The sequence below is a fragment of the Citrobacter sp. Cpo015 genome, assembly GCF_030333035.1.
GTDB lineage: Bacteria > Pseudomonadota > Gammaproteobacteria > Enterobacterales > Enterobacteriaceae > Citrobacter > Citrobacter portucalensis.
Window position 1 is genome coordinate 825,807 of sequence record NZ_JAOWGS010000037.1, and the last position, 15,408, is coordinate 841,214.

General features: G+C 50.7%; 16 protein-coding genes and 1 tRNA gene. 9 read left to right on the forward strand and 8 right to left on the reverse strand.

The window, feature by feature from the left end; all coding sequences use genetic code 11:
* Nucleotides 1–39 precede the first annotated feature (39 nt).
* Nucleotides 40–1,167 carry a 23S rRNA (uracil(747)-C(5))-methyltransferase RlmC gene (rlmC, locus tag OGY67_RS19715; protein ID WP_048214585.1) on the forward strand — a complete coding sequence of 376 codons (1,128 nt, stop codon included), beginning with the start codon at nt 40–42 and terminating at the stop codon, nt 1,165–1,167.
* 88 nt (nt 1,168–1,255) lie between these two features.
* On the opposite strand, the gene OGY67_RS19720 is transcribed toward rlmC, so the two are convergent.
* On the reverse strand, nt 1,256–2,314 hold the full coding sequence (locus tag OGY67_RS19720; protein WP_267441720.1) for a LacI family DNA-binding transcriptional regulator: 1,059 nt from the start codon (nt 2,312–2,314) through the stop codon (nt 1,256–1,258).
* Nucleotides 2,315–2,536: 222 nt separating this feature from the next.
* On the opposite strand from OGY67_RS19720, the gene OGY67_RS19725 reads away from it, so the two are divergent.
* From OGY67_RS19725 to OGY67_RS19755, 7 genes are all read left to right on the forward strand, one after another.
* Nucleotides 2,537–2,977 carry a PTS sugar transporter subunit IIA gene (locus OGY67_RS19725; RefSeq protein ID WP_286574420.1) on the forward strand — a complete coding sequence of 147 codons (441 nt, stop codon included), beginning with the start codon at nt 2,537–2,539 and terminating at the stop codon, nt 2,975–2,977.
* Nucleotides 2,978–2,987: 10 nt separating this feature from the next.
* Nucleotides 2,988–3,254, forward strand: coding sequence for a PTS sugar transporter subunit IIB (locus tag OGY67_RS19730; RefSeq protein ID WP_286574421.1), 267 nt, complete (start codon nt 2,988–2,990; stop codon nt 3,252–3,254).
* 31 nt (nt 3,255–3,285) lie between these two features.
* The gene (gene ulaA / locus OGY67_RS19735) at nt 3,286–4,548 is read left to right on the forward strand and encodes a PTS ascorbate transporter subunit IIC (RefSeq protein ID WP_080625471.1); all 1,263 of its coding nucleotides are present in this window, start codon (nt 3,286–3,288) and stop codon (nt 4,546–4,548) included.
* 22 nt (nt 4,549–4,570) lie between these two features.
* Nucleotides 4,571–5,248, forward strand: a complete 678-nt coding sequence (gene alsE, locus OGY67_RS19740) for a D-allulose 6-phosphate 3-epimerase (RefSeq protein WP_267451511.1) — start codon at nt 4,571–4,573, stop codon at nt 5,246–5,248.
* A gap of 135 nt (nt 5,249–5,383) precedes the next feature.
* The gene (locus OGY67_RS19745; RefSeq protein WP_286574422.1) at nt 5,384–5,854 is read left to right on the forward strand and encodes a PTS sugar transporter subunit IIA; all 471 of its coding nucleotides are present in this window, start codon (nt 5,384–5,386) and stop codon (nt 5,852–5,854) included.
* A 55-nt stretch (nt 5,855–5,909) separates the two neighbouring features.
* The gene (locus tag OGY67_RS19750; RefSeq protein ID WP_103284954.1) at nt 5,910–6,221 is read left to right on the forward strand and encodes a PTS fructose transporter subunit IIB; all 312 of its coding nucleotides are present in this window, start codon (nt 5,910–5,912) and stop codon (nt 6,219–6,221) included.
* A 43-nt stretch (nt 6,222–6,264) separates the two neighbouring features.
* The gene (locus tag OGY67_RS19755; RefSeq protein ID WP_286574423.1) at nt 6,265–7,371 is read left to right on the forward strand and encodes a PTS fructose transporter subunit IIC; all 1,107 of its coding nucleotides are present in this window, start codon (nt 6,265–6,267) and stop codon (nt 7,369–7,371) included.
* A 383-nt stretch (nt 7,372–7,754) separates the two neighbouring features.
* On the opposite strand, the gene OGY67_RS19760 is transcribed toward OGY67_RS19755, so the two are convergent.
* The 3 genes from OGY67_RS19760 to OGY67_RS19770 all read right to left on the reverse strand — a co-directional run bounded on the left by OGY67_RS19760 (nt 7,755) and on the right by OGY67_RS19770 (nt 9,546).
* Nucleotides 7,755–7,842 (reverse strand) — tRNA-Ser (locus tag OGY67_RS19760).
* A 149-nt stretch (nt 7,843–7,991) separates the two neighbouring features.
* The gene (locus tag OGY67_RS19765) at nt 7,992–8,669 is read right to left on the reverse strand and encodes an isochorismatase family protein (protein ID WP_003831673.1); all 678 of its coding nucleotides are present in this window, start codon (nt 8,667–8,669) and stop codon (nt 7,992–7,994) included.
* Between the two features lie 16 nt (nt 8,670–8,685).
* On the reverse strand, nt 8,686–9,546 hold the full coding sequence (locus OGY67_RS19770) for a pirin family protein (RefSeq protein ID WP_286574424.1): 861 nt from the start codon (nt 9,544–9,546) through the stop codon (nt 8,686–8,688).
* 108 nt (nt 9,547–9,654) lie between these two features.
* On the opposite strand from OGY67_RS19770, the gene OGY67_RS19775 reads away from it, so the two are divergent.
* Nucleotides 9,655–10,566 (forward strand): LysR family transcriptional regulator, encoded by a 912-nt coding sequence (locus OGY67_RS19775; RefSeq protein ID WP_003831675.1) that lies wholly within the window; start codon nt 9,655–9,657, stop codon nt 10,564–10,566.
* Nucleotides 10,567–10,645: 79 nt separating this feature from the next.
* On the opposite strand, the gene infA is transcribed toward OGY67_RS19775, so the two are convergent.
* The 4 genes from infA to cydD all read right to left on the reverse strand — a co-directional run bounded on the left by infA (nt 10,646) and on the right by cydD (nt 15,387).
* A complete protein-coding gene (gene infA, locus OGY67_RS19780; RefSeq protein WP_002211347.1) occupies nt 10,646–10,864 on the reverse strand; it encodes a translation initiation factor IF-1 in 219 nt (72 codons plus the stop codon).
* Between the two features lie 285 nt (nt 10,865–11,149).
* On the reverse strand, nt 11,150–11,854 hold the full coding sequence (aat, locus tag OGY67_RS19790; RefSeq protein ID WP_008784251.1) for a leucyl/phenylalanyl-tRNA--protein transferase: 705 nt from the start codon (nt 11,852–11,854) through the stop codon (nt 11,150–11,152).
* A gap of 44 nt (nt 11,855–11,898) precedes the next feature.
* The gene (cydC, locus tag OGY67_RS19795) at nt 11,899–13,620 is read right to left on the reverse strand and encodes a heme ABC transporter ATP-binding protein/permease CydC (RefSeq protein ID WP_286574425.1); all 1,722 of its coding nucleotides are present in this window, start codon (nt 13,618–13,620) and stop codon (nt 11,899–11,901) included.
* Nucleotides 13,621–15,387 carry a heme ABC transporter permease/ATP-binding protein CydD gene (gene cydD, locus OGY67_RS19800; protein ID WP_003831887.1) on the reverse strand — a complete coding sequence of 589 codons (1,767 nt, stop codon included), beginning with the start codon at nt 15,385–15,387 and terminating at the stop codon, nt 13,621–13,623.
* Nucleotides 15,388–15,408 lie beyond the last annotated feature (21 nt).

Sequence of the window (15,408 nt, forward strand, 5' to 3'; positions counted from 1 at the left end):
TGTATAATCTTGGCCCCCGGTTAATTTGTAGGTCTTTGTATGCAGTGCGCACTATATGACGCCGAACGCTGCCGCTCCTGTCAGTGGATAACACAGCCTGTCGCCGATCAACTCTTCGAAAAAACAGCCGATCTGCAGAATCTGCTGGCCGAGTATCCGGTCGGAGAATGGTGCGCGCCGGTCAGTGGTCCGGAAAGCGCGTTTCGTAATAAAGCCAAAATGGTGGTCAGCGGCAGCGTGGAAAAACCGCTGCTGGGAATGCTGCATCGTGACGGTACGCCTGAGGATTTGTGCGACTGTCCGCTCTATCCTGAGTCTTTTGCGCCCGTATTTGCCGCGCTTAAGCCGTTTATCGCTCGGGCGGGGCTGACGCCCTATAACGTGGCGCGCAAACGCGGGGAGCTGAAATATCTGCTGTTAACGGAAAGCCGATACGACGGCGGTATGATGCTGCGTTTTGTCCTGCGTTCTGACGCAAAACTGGCACAACTGCGCGCGGCGCTACCCTGGTTGCAGGCACAACTCCCACAGTTAAAAGTGATCACTGCCAATATTCAGCCGGTGCATATGGCGATTATGGAAGGGGAGACAGAAATCTTCCTGACGGAACAACAGGCGCTGGCGGAACGCTTTAACGATGTACCGTTGTGGATCCGCCCGCAGAGTTTCTTCCAGACCAATCCGGTGGTAGCGGGGCAGTTATATGCCACGGCGCGTGACTGGGTGCGTCAGCTTCCGGTTAATCACATGTGGGATTTGTTTTGCGGCGTCGGGGGTTTTGGTCTGCACTGTGCTACACCGCAAATGAAACTGACGGGGATTGAAATCGCGCCAGAAGCGATTACCTGCGCGAAGCAGTCAGCGCAGGAGCTTGGGTTGCAGAATCTGCATTTTCAGGCGCTGGATTCAACCCAGTTTGCTACCGCTCAGGGTGAAGTACCTGACCTGGTGCTGGTGAATCCGCCGCGTCGCGGGATTGGAAAGCCGCTGTGCGATTTTCTCTCCCGCATGGCACCGCGTTATATCGTTTATTCCAGCTGTAATGCGCAAACCATGGCGAAGGATATTCGTGAGTTGCCCGGGTATCGCATTGAACGCGTCCAACTTTTCGATATGTTCCCACACACCGCGCACTATGAAGTGCTAACGCTGCTCAGCCGACAATAACTGCCATGCCTGATGGCGCTTCGCTTATCAGGCCTACGGAGATATGCAGGGCTGTAGGCAGGATGACAAATTAATAAATATTACCGCATTACAATTTTCTGGTGCTCGCGCGAACTTGTAACGTTGATGGTAATTCAATGAATTTATCCGTCGAATTGCCAGCAAGGAGATCAAGTAACGTTTTTCCTGCGCGAGTTCCTGTTTCACTCCATGGGAACTCGACAGCAGTCAGAGAAGGTGAGCAAACTGCGGCAAGAGTACCACCACTCAAGCTTGCCAATGCCAGGGAGTTGGGCACTTTTTGTCCTGCACCGTGGCAGGCCATAATGCAGCCGCAGGCAATTTCATCAGATGTACAAATCAGCGCATCCAGCTCTGGCCAGGTGATACGAATATCTCCCAGCAGGTTTAAACCGGTCGTTATGCCTGCTGGTAGGTGAGAGGTCACCACGCGATGTGGGGAGTGGTTAACCGAGAGCATGGCGCTGTTCCAGCCGCTCAGCACCTGGCGAAACATAATGTTATTGGAGGCGGTGCAGAGCAAGCCGATATTTTTGTATCCGCTATGCGCAAGGGAGGTGACCAGCTTTTTAATGGCCGCAGCGTAGTCAACGCCGATGCTGACCCAGTTAGCATCGCGATTAATAGCACCAATCTCAACCACCGGCACGCCGGTATTACTTATCATCTGCGAACAACTGCTGATGTTATCAATATTGAACTGAACAATCGCCGCCGGGTTATAGGCGAGCATTTGTGCAAAGGCTTTTTCTTCGCTTTGTCCACCCTGGCCGGACTCGATAAACATCATGCTGTAGCCCTGGGTCGCGATCACCGTCTGTAGCGTTTCGGAGACGGCAAGAAATCCAGGGGAGGAAAAAGAAGGCACCACACCCATTACGAGACTGGAGTCAGCAGAGGCGAGGCTGCGGGCCTGCAGGTTTGGCACATAGCCCAACTCGTTCACCGCTGCTTCGATGCGGGTGCGTAGTTCAGGATTCACTTTTTCAGGCATACGTAGTGCGCGCGACACGGTCATCGTGCTAACGCCGACCAGTTTTGCCACTTCGGCGAGCGTAATTTTGCCAGTGTTTTTCCTGCGTTTTTCTCGCGCGCTATCGTTATCGTCCGCTTGTAACGTCTGCACTGATGTCCTCCTTTAGCCTGTCTGGGCTCCCATTGTAAATGATGTTTAGCGTTTTGCGCATTGCCCAACTGCAAAGTAATGATAAGTATGGTTAATGAAGTTAGCGGTAACAAGAATTTTAACATCGCCATTGTGTTAGCGCTAACTTTGCGAGAGAGATCACGGTAAGGCGTGAAGGCATTCCTCTATAGTAGGCTCAATTTCAACGCTATCGGGGTATTTATGATTACGACCTGGTTACCTACAGAAAATATCCAAATTGCGGATTCAGTCTGTGACTGGAAACAGGCCATTACGTTAGCGGCACAACCTTTATTGGATAAAGAGTCGATAACTCAGGCTTATATTAAAGCCATTTTAAATAGCCATCAGGAACTCGGTCCTTATTATATTTTAGCACCTGGTCTGGCGATGCCCCATGCTCGTCCGGAACAGGGTGGGATTAAAAATGGCTTATCGCTTTTGCATATTAAACAAGGCATTTCTTTTGACTCGGAAGACAATGATCCTATTTATGTGGTGATTATGTTATGTGCGATTTCGGGAGATGAGCACATTAATATGATCACAGCCCTTGCGGATATTTTTAGCGATGATGAAAGACTTTCAGCATTGTTAAAAGCATCCTCATTGGAAAAAATTCAAGCCGTTATCAAAGGATAATGAGGTAAAGATGAAAAAAATTCTGATTGTGTGTGGTAACGGTTTAGGCAGCAGTTTTATCGTTGAAATGAACGTGAAAAAAATCATTAAAGAGCTAAATAAAGAAGCAATTGTTTCACATACTGACCTGACGTCGGCAAAAAGTGAAAGTGCAGATGTTATTCTTAGCGCTAAAGATATTGCTGAACATCTATCCAGCCATGCTGCACAGGTCTTTGGCTTATCTAATTTACTGGATAACAATAAAATCAAAGAAATTCTTTCCGAGAATCTCTGACTAATTTTTTGCGGCCCTACGGAGTCATTCTATGCTGCAGTTTATTATTCATGATGTATTGGGTACACCAGCAATACTGGTCGGTCTGTTTTCCATGATCGGTTTATTATTGCAAAAAAAAGCAGTCTCCGAGGTTATTTCCGGAACTCTTAAAACTATAATGGGTTTTGTAATACTAACATCCGGTGCGGCGATTGTTGCCACTACGTTAACAACGTTTAGCCAGTTGTTTGAGTACTCATTCCATATTCAGGGAGTTGTGCCAAATACTGACGCCATGGCGGCGTTGGCGCAGAAAAACTACGGTACCGCGACGGCAATGATCATGGTGCTGGGGATGCTGTTTAACATTGTACTTGCCCGCATTACACCGCTGAAATACATCTTTCTGACGGGGCACCACACGCTGTATATGGCGGCGATGCTGGCTGTCATTCTCTCCGTCGGCGGCTTGTCACCATTTTGGGTGATACTGGTCGGGGCGGTGATCCTCGGCATCATGATGGTGGTCTCTCCGGCCATTCTGCAGCCGTTTACTCGCAAAATAACCGGTACTGATGATCTGGCACTAGGTCATTTTGGTTCAACTGGCTATCTGCTGTCGGCGCTGGTGGGAAAAGCGGTCGGTAAAGGTAGCCCGTCAATTGAAGAAATGCAGGTGCCGAAATCACTGAATTTCCTGCGGGACTCCTCGGTTGCTATCTCTCTGACGATGATGATCCTGTTTGTAATTCTGGTGCTGGTTGCAGGTAAGGAATTTGTTGAGAGCAGCGTCAGTGGTGGTCAGAACTTTATCATCTTCGCCGTTATCCAGTCGCTGACCTTTGCGGCAGGCGTGTGGATCATCCTTGCGGGTGTACGCATGATTATTGCCGAAATTGTTCCAGCCTTTAAAGGTATCGCCGACAAGTTGGTGAAAGACGCCAAACCGGCGCTCGACTGCCCAACCGTCTTTCCGTTCGCCCCGAATGCCGTAATCGTCGGTTTTCTGTCAAGTTTTGCCGCGGGTCTGGTGAGCATGTTCCTATGCCCTCTGTTTGGTTTAAGCGTCATTGTTCCGGGTTTGGTACCGCACTTCTTCTGCGGCGCGACGGCGGGCGTTTACGGCAACATCTGCGGCGGTCGCCGAGGTGCGGTGGTGGGGGCCTTCGCTCACGGTCTGCTGATTTCGTTTTTGCCTGCAATCTTGCTGCCTCTAATGGGCGACCTTGGTTTTGCATCCACCACCTTTGGTGATGCGGACTTCGGCGTTGTTGGCATCATACTTGGGCATGTCGTTTCATTATTTAACTAATTGATTCTTATAGAGGTAGGGTATGGCAGCTAAATTTTCGCCCTCGTTAATGTGTATGGATTTAACGCGGTTCAGAGAACAAATTACGGCAATGAACGGCCGGGCTGATTTTTATCACGTCGATATTATGGACGGTAGCTATGTGAAGAACATTACGCTGTCACCCTTCTTTATCGAAAACCTGAAGAAAATTACCGATGTACCAATTGATGTGCATTTGATGGTGAATCACCCTGAAGATATTATTCCAATGTGTATTGATGCGGGAGCCGATATTATCAGTTTCCATCCGGAAACGGCGAATAACAAAATATTCCGCCTGCTGAACCAGATTAAAGATGCTGGTCGCCGCTGTGGCGTGGTGTTGAATCCGGCAACTCCAGCGGATGCTATTAAAGAGTACGCACATCTGCTGGATAAAGTGACCGTTATGTCGGTTGACCCCGGCTACGCAGGGCAGAAGTTTATTCCGGAATCACTCACCAAAATCAAAGAACTGATTGCGATGCGTGAAAATAAAGGCTACCACTACTTGACTGAGATTGATGGATCCTGCAACGAGAAAACTTTTAATGTGATCTCCCGGTCCGGTGTTGACGTCTATATTGTGGGAACCTCGGGCCTGTTCTCCCTGGCGGATAATGTCAGTGATGCCTGGGATAAAATGGTCGATATCTATCAGCGCGAAGTCGCTGCCTAAAATTACAGCGTACTCAACCGTATTAAGCCATTACTTAGGGTAAAGAGTCTATTTAACCGATCTGTCTCTTTACTCTCGCTCTTGATTTATTCGGTTGAGGGCGCTGTAACCCTATTATATTAATGAAGGTGAGTTATGAATATTTCGGATGTGCTTAATGCAAAGAACATTAAGCTAAATATGATGGCTAAAACAAAAGAAGAAGCCATTGAAGAATTAACCAACTTATTAGTGCTTGATGGAGTTGTTATCAGTAAAAATGATTTTCTAAAAGATGTCTGGCTACGCGAGGAACAAGGCTCCACTGGGTTCGAGAATCATGTTGCGATCCCACATGGGAAATCCTCAGGCGTGGCCCGTACTGCATTGGCTATTGGACGAACCCAGCATCAAATACCCTGGGAAACAATGGATGGTAGTGATGTTCGTTGTATTATTTTATTTGCTGTTTGTCTAGTGGATCAAAATGCAACTCATATCCGTTTACTATCACAAGTCTCTGGCTCATTAGCAGATGAAGAAATAATAGAAAAATTGCTGAAAGAAAATGATCCTCAGAAAATCATCGAACTTTTGATCCCTGAAGATGAAGGCATTAACGCTTAATTTAATCAACACCTCTGCCATAGCATAGCAAATAATTAAATCCTGGAGAATAGTTATGAATATTGTTGGCGTTACAGCCTGTACTGTAGGTATTGCACATACATATATTGCGCAAAAGAAAATTGAAATAGCTGCGAAAAAAGCAGGGCATAATGTCAAAATTGAAACACAAGGCACTATAGGTATCGAGAATGCCTTAACCGCTGATGAGATCATACAAGCCGACATTGTACTGTTAGCCGCCGATGTTAAGGTTTCTGGTGAAGAAAGATTCGCTGGAAAGAAAGTAGTCAGAGTGCCAACTGAAATGGCAGTTAAATCTCCCAATAAGCTTATTGAAAAACTCAGTGAATTAGTAAATTCATAACTTTTACCTATGCGTATCCTATATAAATTAAAGGGCGTAATTTATGAATATTAAAGAAGTATGGAAAGCAGCAAACCCTAAGGGTCATCTGCTTACTGCCATCTCATTCTTGATTCCCATTGTTTGTGGTGCTGGATTTATTATTGCAATTGGTATGGGTCTTGGGGGGACGGTTCAGGACACTTTAGTACCGGGTCAATTTGATCTGTGGCAGGCCTTCGCGACTATGGGGGCCAAGGCGCTTGGACTATTACCCGTCGTTATAGCTATCGGGATTTCCGGTTCTATCGCAGGTAAGCCCGGTATAGCCCCTGGTTTTGTCGTTGGTCTGGCGGCTAATGCTATTGGTGCGGGCTTCATTGGTGGCATGATCGGCGGCTACATTTCTGGGTATATTGCTCTTGCTATTATTAAAAATATGAAGGTGCCTGACTGGGCTAGGGGGTTAATGCCCACATTGGTTGTGCCATTTTTTGCATCCGTTCTCAGTGCCCTGATTATGGTTTATATCATCGGTACGCCTATTGGTATTTTTACAGACGCTCTTACATCGTTCCTGAGAAGTATGGGAACTTCATCTAATTTACTATTAGGTGCTGTTATAGGAGCGTTGTGTATCGTTGACTTTGGCGGTCCGATAAATAAAACGTGTTTTGCATTTGTCTTAACACTCCAGGCGCAGGGTATAAATGAACCAATTACGGCCCTGCAGTTAGTTAACACGGCAACACCTATCGGTTTTGGGCTTGCATTCTTTATTGCCAAACTTTTTCGAAAAAATATTTATAATAACGAAGAAATCGAAATGTTAAAATCGGCTGTTCCTATGGGGGTGGTGAATATTGTTGAAGGATCTATACCCATAGTTATGAATGATATCGTTCGTGGTATTGCTGCTGCAGCAATAGGCGGTGCTTGTGGTGGTGCAATCACCATGGTTTATGGCGCAGATGCAACAGTACCTTTTGGTGGTGTTTTGATGATTCCTACAATGTCACATCCAATGGCCGGTATTATGGCATTGATAGTTAATATATTTGTCACGGCTACTGTCTATGCCATTATCAAAAAAGATGTTCCTCGGGATGTAATTATAAATAATGATCAAGAAGAGGAAGATATCGATTGGGATGATATTAAAATAAGCTAAGTACGTAATAAAAGTACTCCGTGTATATCTGAAAGCGTTCATCACACAGTGGGGGATTTACATCCCCCACTGGCGTGCAACATGCGAAAATAAAGCCCGTACTTTCGTACGAGCTCTTCTTAAAATATGGCGGTGAGGGGGGGATTGACTCGCTTTGCTCGCCCTTCGGGCAGCCCACTCACTCCGTTCGCGGTCTGTCCAGCTGGCTGCGCCGCTACTCGGCCCATCCCTGGGCCTTGCCCCTACGGGGCCAGCGCATGCGCTGTTCAAAATTGCTCCCGGCAATTTTGTGTCGAACCCCGGTCGGGGCTTCTCATCTCCCCGCAGATCTGCAACATGCGAAAAAAAAAGCCCGTACTTTCGTACGAGCTCTTCTTAAAATATGGCGGTGAGGGGGGGATTCGAACCCCCGATACGTTGCCGTATACACACTTTCCAGGCGTGCTCCTTCAGCCACTCGGACACCTCACCATATTGTATTGCTGCCTGACCGCTTGGGGGGCAACGGGGCGCTACTATAGGGAGTTGCGCTAAAACGGTCAAGCAGAATTTACGTGTTAACTCTCGTTTGGTTACGCAATATACATATTCCTCCGCCCAGGCAGGCGCGGAGGAAAGGATTAGCGCTGAGAGTCCAGTTTTTCGCCGCTGGTCACGACTTCCTGAGCTTTGCTGTAGCTTTCGATCAGCAACTGATAAGCCGGGAAGACTTTGGTATACACTTCCGCCCATTCGGCGGCGTCTTCACGGTTCCAAGTGCCCTGAATTTCAGAAGCGACTGCGGCGGTATCCATCGGCACGACGCCAGCCTGAACAACACGAGCCAGGGTGATTTCCTGCGCCATTTTGCTGTAAGTACCGGAAGCGTCGATCACAGCGAAAACCTTATAGCCTTCCGCAACCGCGCTGATAGCCGGGAAAGCCATGCACACGCTGGTAATCGTACCGGCGATAATCAGCGTTTTACGACCCGTTGCTTTGACCGCTTTCACGAAGTCTTCGTTATCCCAGGCGTTGATTTCGCCTTTACGCGCCACGTATTGGGCATGCGGCGCATTGGCGTGGATCTCAGGGATCAGCGGGCCGTTAGGTCCCTGCGGTACGGATGCTGTGGTAATCACCGGCATCTTCGCCAAAGTCGCCATTTTAGCCAGCGCGGCGGCACGCGCACGCAGTTCTGGCATTGGCATGTCGCCGACGGTCTGGAACAACCCGCTCTGATGATCGATAAGCAGCATGACGGAATCATTCACATCGATGACCGGACGTGAACCATTAAAGTTTGCAGGACTGGACATATTCTTCTCCTTCGATTCAGATTTGGCCAAAGCGGCCGGTGTTAAAATCGCGTACGGCTTCAGCGATTTCTTGTTTCGTGTTCATTACAAACGGACCGTAACCTACAATCGGCTCGTTCAACGGTTCTCCAGAAAGCAGCAGCACGCTGGCGTCGCTGGAGGCTTCAATATGCAGCGTTTTCCCCTGCTGGCTCAGCACCACCAGTTGCGCTTCGCTGGCAGACGTAGTGCCGTTTACGGTGATATTCCCTTTCAATACCACTAGGGCAGTGCTCCATCCTTCCGGCTGGGACAACGTGAGCTGATGATTACGTTGCACACGCATATCCCAGACGTTCAGCGGCGAGAAGGTATGTGCCGGGCCTTTTGTATCCTGATAGCTGCCCGCAATCACACGAACGCTCCCTGCTTCATCTGGCAGGGTGACAGTGGGGATCACATCGCTTCTGATGCCCTGGTAACCCGGAACGGCCATTTTGTCTTTTGCTGGCAGATTGACCCACAGCTGTACCATTTCCAGTTCGCCACCCTGACGGGTAAATTCAGGTGAATGGAACTCTTCGTGTAATATTCCTGCTCCTGCGGTCATCCACTGCACGTCACCGGGGCCGATAATGCCGCCGCGACCGGTTGAATCACGGTGTTCAACTTCGCCGCTGTAAACGATGGTCACCGTCTCAAAACCACGGTGAGGGTGTTCACCTACGCCGCGTTTTTCGTTACCCGGCGTAAACGTATGTGGGCCGGCGTAATCCAGCAGCAGGAACGGACTTAGCTGTTCAGCATGAGACTGGTAAGAAAACATCGAGCGAACCGGAAATCCATCGCCAACCCAGTGTGGGCGAGGTGCGGTGTAGACGCCTGTTACTTGTTTCATATGTGTCTCCTCTGTGGCGTAATCTTGATGTAAATAAGCTTATATTCATGACAGCGAGCTGAGTAGTAGCTAAAATAGTCCTCACTGTCTCATTAATAGGACAATAAAATGACAAAGCCGGATCTCAATGATTTTGCATGGTTTGTACATGTTGTAGAGGAAGGGGGATTCGCGGCGGCGGGTCGGGCGCTTGATGAACCGAAATCAAAACTAAGCCGACGGATAGCGCAACTGGAAGAGACGCTGGGAGTTCGACTGATTCAGCGAACCACCCGCCAGTTTAACGTGACGGAAGTTGGGCAAACCTTTTACGAACACTGTAAGGCGATGCTGGTGGAAGCGCAGGCAGCGCAGGATGCGATTGCCGCGTTACAGGTTGAACCGCGTGGCGTGGTGAAGTTGACGTGTCCGGTCACGCTGCTGCATGTGCATATCGGGCCAATGCTTGCCCGTTTTATGGCGCGTTATCCCGACGTATCAGTGCAACTGGAGGCCACTAACCGCCGCGTGGACGTGGTTGGAGAGGGCCTGGACGTGGCGATTCGCGTCAGGCCCCGACCATTTGAGGATAGCGACCTGGTGATGCGTGTGCTGGCGGACAGGGGACATCGTTTGTATGCCAGCCCGCAGTTAATCGAGCAAATGGGAACGCTACATTCTCCGGCGGAGCTGACGCGTTGGCCTGGCCTGAGTCTGGCGACGGGTAAACATGTGCATCGTTGGGAGTTATTCGGGCCGCAGGGCGCACGTGCGGAGGTGCATTTCACGCCGCGTATGATCACCACCGATATGCTGGCGTTACGTGAAGCCGCAGTTGCCGGTGTGGGGGTAGTTCAACTTCCACAGCTGATGGTAAAAGATCAAGTAGCCGCGGGTGAACTGGTGGCATTGCTCGACGGCTGGGAACCGAAGCGAGAAATAATTCACGCAGTCTTTCCATCACGCAGGGGATTATTGCCGTCAGTACGCACATTAGTGGATTTCTTAACAGAAGAATATGCGCGGATGATTGAGGATTAAATACCTGACCTTGGCCCACAAAAAAGGCCGGTTAAACCGACCTTTTATTATCTGGACGCCATTCGGGCGTTAAAAACAATCAGCGACTACGGAAGACAATGCGGCCTTTGCTCAGGTCGTACGGGGTCAGCTCAACAGTCACTTTGTCGCCCGTCAGGATGCGGATATAGTTTTTACGCATTTTACCGGAGATGTGTGCAGTAACCACGTGACCGTTTTCTAACTCTACGCGGAACATGGTATTAGGTAACGTATCGAGAACGGTACCCTGCATTTCAATATTGTCTTCTTTGGCCATCTAATCCTCTGGGGTATCACTACCGTAATTTGAACCGGCAAGATAATGCCGAAGTTCTTTTAATAAGTAAAGATTTGTGCGTTTAAAACACAGCAAATCGGGTTTGGCGCATTACTCTAACCACACACGGCAAAGCCGCACTTAAAGCGCAACGTGTAAGGGAACGAGGAGATAAACGATAGGCGTTGCCTGACGCGAACTGTTCCTTAACGGCGGCGGGGTAATGGGCTAAACCAACTCTGCGCGACAATTATAACACCCCGACAAAAAATGTGCCGAAAACATTCACCCCTGAGGTAAAAATAACGTCCTAGGAACCCAGAAATGGCTCGGTAGCCGCTGCTGGCGCAGTCTGCTCAGGTGCTCAAGGTACTCCCGACGCGGTGTTTCGACCGCTCCCAGCGAAGCTGTGTGGCTATTTAATACTTGGCAGTCGATTAATTTTCCGCCCTGACGGATAAATTCAGCGCAAAAAACAAGCAGTGCGGTTTTGGACGCATTTTCCTGACGGCTGAACATCGATTCGCCACAAAACAACGTGCCTTGCGCCACACCATACATACCGCCCACTAATTCATTGTGTCGCCACACTTCAATAGAGTGCGCATGCCCCAGTTCGTGCAGGCGATGGTATGCGTCCACCACATCATGCGTTATCCAGGTACCTTCCTCCCGGTCGTTCGCGCAGCCTTCAATCACCTGACCGAACGCGTAATTGAGCGTCACGCGATAAGGTGAGTTTTTATGAAAACGTTTCATGCTGCGGCTGAGATGAAATTTCTCGGGCCAAAGAATGGCGCGTGGATCGGGCGACCACCAAAGGATGGGGTCGCCAGGTGAAAACCACGGGAAAATTCCGCGCTGGTAGGCCATTAACAGTCGAGCTGGACTGAGATCGCCGCCAAGCGCCAACAAACCGTTAGGCTCGCGTAAAGCGCCTTCCGGTGAAGGGAAGGCTATAGAATGGCGGGACAATTGCACCAGGCGCATGACAGCGAAACTCCACTACGCGAGTTTGATCGTTCAATAATAGCTTACAGACGTTGCTTAAACTGGTAATAACGCCCCTGCCGGGCTAGCAAATCTGCGTGATTACCTTGCTCAATAATGTGTCCGTTGTCCATCACTATTATTTGATCAAAACGTGACAAGCCGCGCAGACGATGTGTCACCATCAGTACGGTTTTATCGCGCATGACATCGCCAATTAATTCAAGCATTTGGCTTTCTGTTGTGGCATCAAGCCCTTCGGTCGGTTCATCCAGCAGCATCAGTGGGGCATCGTGCAATAAGGCGCGGGCGATAGCCAGACGACGGAGTTCGCCGCCAGAAAGCTGACGACCGCCTTCGCCTAACCAGGCATTGAGTCTATCCCCCTCTAGCAGTTTGTCCAGGCCGACGCGGCACAGCATTGCGGATAATGTGTCATCACTGGCGTGCGGTGCTGCCAGCAGCAGGTTATCGCGAAGCGTCGCGCTGAACAGGTGCACGCGCTGTGGCACGACGCTGATGCTCTGGCGCAGCGTGGTTTCACTGAGGGCTGAAATCGGCTGCTCATTAATCAGAATTTCGCCGTGCTGCGGATCCCATGCGCGGGTCAGCAATTGTAGTAACGTTGACTTACCGCAGCCGGTGCGACCGAGAATCGCAATGTGTTCACCGGGCTGAGCCTGCAGCGAAAGGGTGTCGAGTGCTTTTTGTGTTTGCCCCGGATAGCTGAATGAAACATCGTGTAGCGTGAGAGTGACCTGCTCAGAAACTGGAGAACCGGTATCCGGGAAGGTGACTTCTGGCTGTTGTTCGGTCAGTTCGGTGATGCGCAGCGCAGAGGCAATAACCTGTCCGAGATGCTGAAACGCCCCGGTGACGGGTGCCAAAGCTTCAAACGCGGCCAGCGCACAGAAGACAAACAGCGCGATCAGTGCGCCAGGCTGGGTATTGCCACCCACGCCGCCTGAGGCCATCCATAACATTACAACCACTGCCAGTGCGCCGACTAACAGCATGACTGCCTGTGATAGCGCCGTTAATTCAGACTGACGTCGTTGGGCTTCGTGCCACTGCAACTCGGTGGCTTCCATTTGGGCGCGGTAACGTTCACTGGCGCCAAAGATGGTCAGTTCAGCCTGGCCCTGCAGCCAGGATGTTAACTGCTGACGATACTGCCCACGTAAATGCGTCAAGCTTTGCCCGGTGCTTTTACCTGCCTGATAAAAGAGTGGGGGCAGGATAAATAAGGTCAGCAGCATAATACCGCCGAGAGTGATAGCCAGCGTGAAATCGAGAACGCTCAGCCCCAGCGTGACCACCATGATGACGACAAAAGCGCCCACAAGCGGGGAGAGCACGCGCAAATAGAGATGATCGAGCGTGTCGACATCTGCCACTACGCGGTTAAGCAATTCACCTTGTCCATAACGGGACAGGCCAGCAGGGGAGAGCGGCAGCAGTTTGCTGAAGGTATAAATACGCAAATGTTGCAGCACGCGGAACGTCGCGTCGTGGCTGACCAATCGCTCGAAATAGCGGCCCGCGGTTCGGGTGATTGCCGCACCGCGTACCCCGGCAGCAGGGAGCATATAGTTAAAACTGTAAATCCCGGTGACACCCACCACAGCAGAAGCCGACAGGAACCAGCCGGAAAGCGTCAGCAAACCAATACTTGCCAGCAGTGTGACGATCGCCAGAACGATCCCCAGGGTTAACATCCATTTGTGACGTTTATACAGCGTCAGATAAGGTAGCAAAGCGCGCATTTAAATGTCCTCCTGACGATGAGCCAGTAATGTCGCAAACGCCCCGTTGGCTGCGCTAAGTTCGGCATAAGTGCCTTGTTCAACGATCTGTCCGTCCTGCATCACCCAGATAACGTCCCAGTCGGCAAGATCTTCAAGTTGGTGTGTCACCATCAGCGTGGTCTGGCGGCGTGACGCTGCTTTCAACGCCTGCATCACGCGTTGTTCGCTATGTGCATCAAGGCTGGCGGCGGGCTCGTCAAGCAGCAACAACTGACATGGATTGAGTAAGGCGCGAGCCACGGCAACGCGCTGCGCTTGTCCGACAGAAAGTCGAGCAGCCTGATCGCCTACTGGTGTATCCACACCCTGTGGCAGAAGTGGTAAAAACTCACTGACCCAGGCGCTGTCGAGTGCGGCTTGCAGCTGTTCTTCGCTGGCATCGGGGCGAGCGAGCAGCACGTTATCGCGTAACGTGGCGGCAGGGAGCTGCGGGTTTTGTCCAACCCAGGACAGCTGTTTGCGCCAGCAATCAGGCGATAGGTCGCGCAGCTCAAAGCCGTTAATCCGCAGCGATCCCTGATAAGAGAGAAAACCGGACAGGACATTGAGCAACGAACTTTTGCCGGAGCCGCTGCGGCCAACCAGCACCGCGCGTTGGCCCGCTGGCAGGGTAAAGTTGAGCGGACCTGCAAGCACTTTACCTTCCGGCGAGGTGATGACCAGATCTTCAGCTTCAATTGAAACTGCGTCTTTTGTTGTCAGCTCAATATCACCACGCTCAGGATGTGCAAGCGGGGTTTCCATGAAGGTTTTCAGACTGTCTGCAGCACCAACGGCTTGTGCTTTGGCGTGATAAAACGTGCCCAGATCGCGCAGGGGTTGGAAAAATTCCGGCGCCAGAATGAGCGCCAGGAAGCCAGCAGCCAATGTGACGCCCGTCCCGTAGTGGCCAAAATCGAGTTCACCGAGGTAGGAAAAACCGAAGTAAACCGCGACCAGTGCGATGGACAGGGAGGTAAAGAACTCAAGGACACCGGATGACAGAAACGCCAGGCGCAGGACTTCCATCGTGCGCTGGCGGAAATCCTGTGACGCTGCGCGGATGCTTTCTGTTTCGGCTTCACCGCGACCAAAGATTCTTAGCGTCTCCATGCCCCGCAGGCGATCGAGAAAATGGCCGCTGAGGCGGGCAAGAGCCTGAAAGTTGCGGCGGTTAGCATCGGCTGCACCCATACCAACCATCGCCATAAATAACGGGATCAGCGGGGCAGTTCCAAGCAGAATAAGGGCGGCTACCCAGTTTGACGGGAATACCGCCGCTACGATCAATAAGGGGACGCATACGGCCAGCGCCATTTGTGGCAGATAACGTGCATAGTAATCATGCATATCGTCAATCTGCTCGAGGATCAGCGTAGCCCAGCTCCCGGCTGGTTTGCCTTGTATCCAGGCGGGACCTGCTTGTTGCAGACGGTCAAGCACCTGTCGGCGAATCTCAAAGCGGATATGTTGGCCAGCATGAAACCCGACGCGTTCGCGTAACCAGACGACCCATGCCCGCAGGATGAAAATCAATACCAGCACAATGAAAGGGAGCAGAAGCGCCTCTCTGGGGATATTGTCCATGATCATATGGTCGAGAATTCGGGCCATGAGCCAGGCCTGAGCGACAATTAACAGGCCGCTCACGAACCCCAACAGGCGTGAAATGTTCAGCCATCGTTGGGAAATTACACTTTGCTGTTTTAACCAGCGGGTCAGCTCTTTTTGACGGGTTTTATTCATTGCACGCTTAGCAGGTGAGTT

Coding starts and splice junctions, on each gene's coding strand:
- OGY67_RS19770 (WP_286574424.1), bottom strand. CDS start 9,546: ATGAAACAAGTAACAGGCGTCTACACCGCACCTCGCCCACACTGGGTT.
- OGY67_RS19730 (WP_286574421.1), top strand. CDS start 2,988: ATGAAAAAAATTCTGATTGTGTGTGGTAACGGTTTAGGCAGCAGTTTT.
- OGY67_RS19755 (WP_286574423.1), top strand. CDS start 6,265: ATGAATATTAAAGAAGTATGGAAAGCAGCAAACCCTAAGGGTCATCTG.
- infA (WP_002211347.1), bottom strand. CDS start 10,864: ATGGCCAAAGAAGACAATATTGAAATGCAGGGTACCGTTCTCGATACG.
- rlmC (WP_048214585.1), top strand. CDS start 40: ATGCAGTGCGCACTATATGACGCCGAACGCTGCCGCTCCTGTCAGTGG.
- aat (WP_008784251.1), bottom strand. CDS start 11,854: ATGCGCCTGGTGCAATTGTCCCGCCATTCTATAGCCTTCCCTTCACCG.
- cydD (WP_003831887.1), bottom strand. CDS start 15,387: ATGAATAAAACCCGTCAAAAAGAGCTGACCCGCTGGTTAAAACAGCAA.
- cydC (WP_286574425.1), bottom strand. CDS start 13,620: ATGCGCGCTTTGCTACCTTATCTGACGCTGTATAAACGTCACAAATGG.
- OGY67_RS19750 (WP_103284954.1), top strand. CDS start 5,910: ATGAATATTGTTGGCGTTACAGCCTGTACTGTAGGTATTGCACATACA.
- OGY67_RS19745 (WP_286574422.1), top strand. CDS start 5,384: ATGAATATTTCGGATGTGCTTAATGCAAAGAACATTAAGCTAAATATG.
- OGY67_RS19775 (WP_003831675.1), top strand. CDS start 9,655: ATGACAAAGCCGGATCTCAATGATTTTGCATGGTTTGTACATGTTGTA.
- OGY67_RS19725 (WP_286574420.1), top strand. CDS start 2,537: ATGATTACGACCTGGTTACCTACAGAAAATATCCAAATTGCGGATTCA.
- alsE (WP_267451511.1), top strand. CDS start 4,571: ATGGCAGCTAAATTTTCGCCCTCGTTAATGTGTATGGATTTAACGCGG.
- OGY67_RS19765 (WP_003831673.1), bottom strand. CDS start 8,669: ATGTCCAGTCCTGCAAACTTTAATGGTTCACGTCCGGTCATCGATGTG.
- ulaA (WP_080625471.1), top strand. CDS start 3,286: ATGCTGCAGTTTATTATTCATGATGTATTGGGTACACCAGCAATACTG.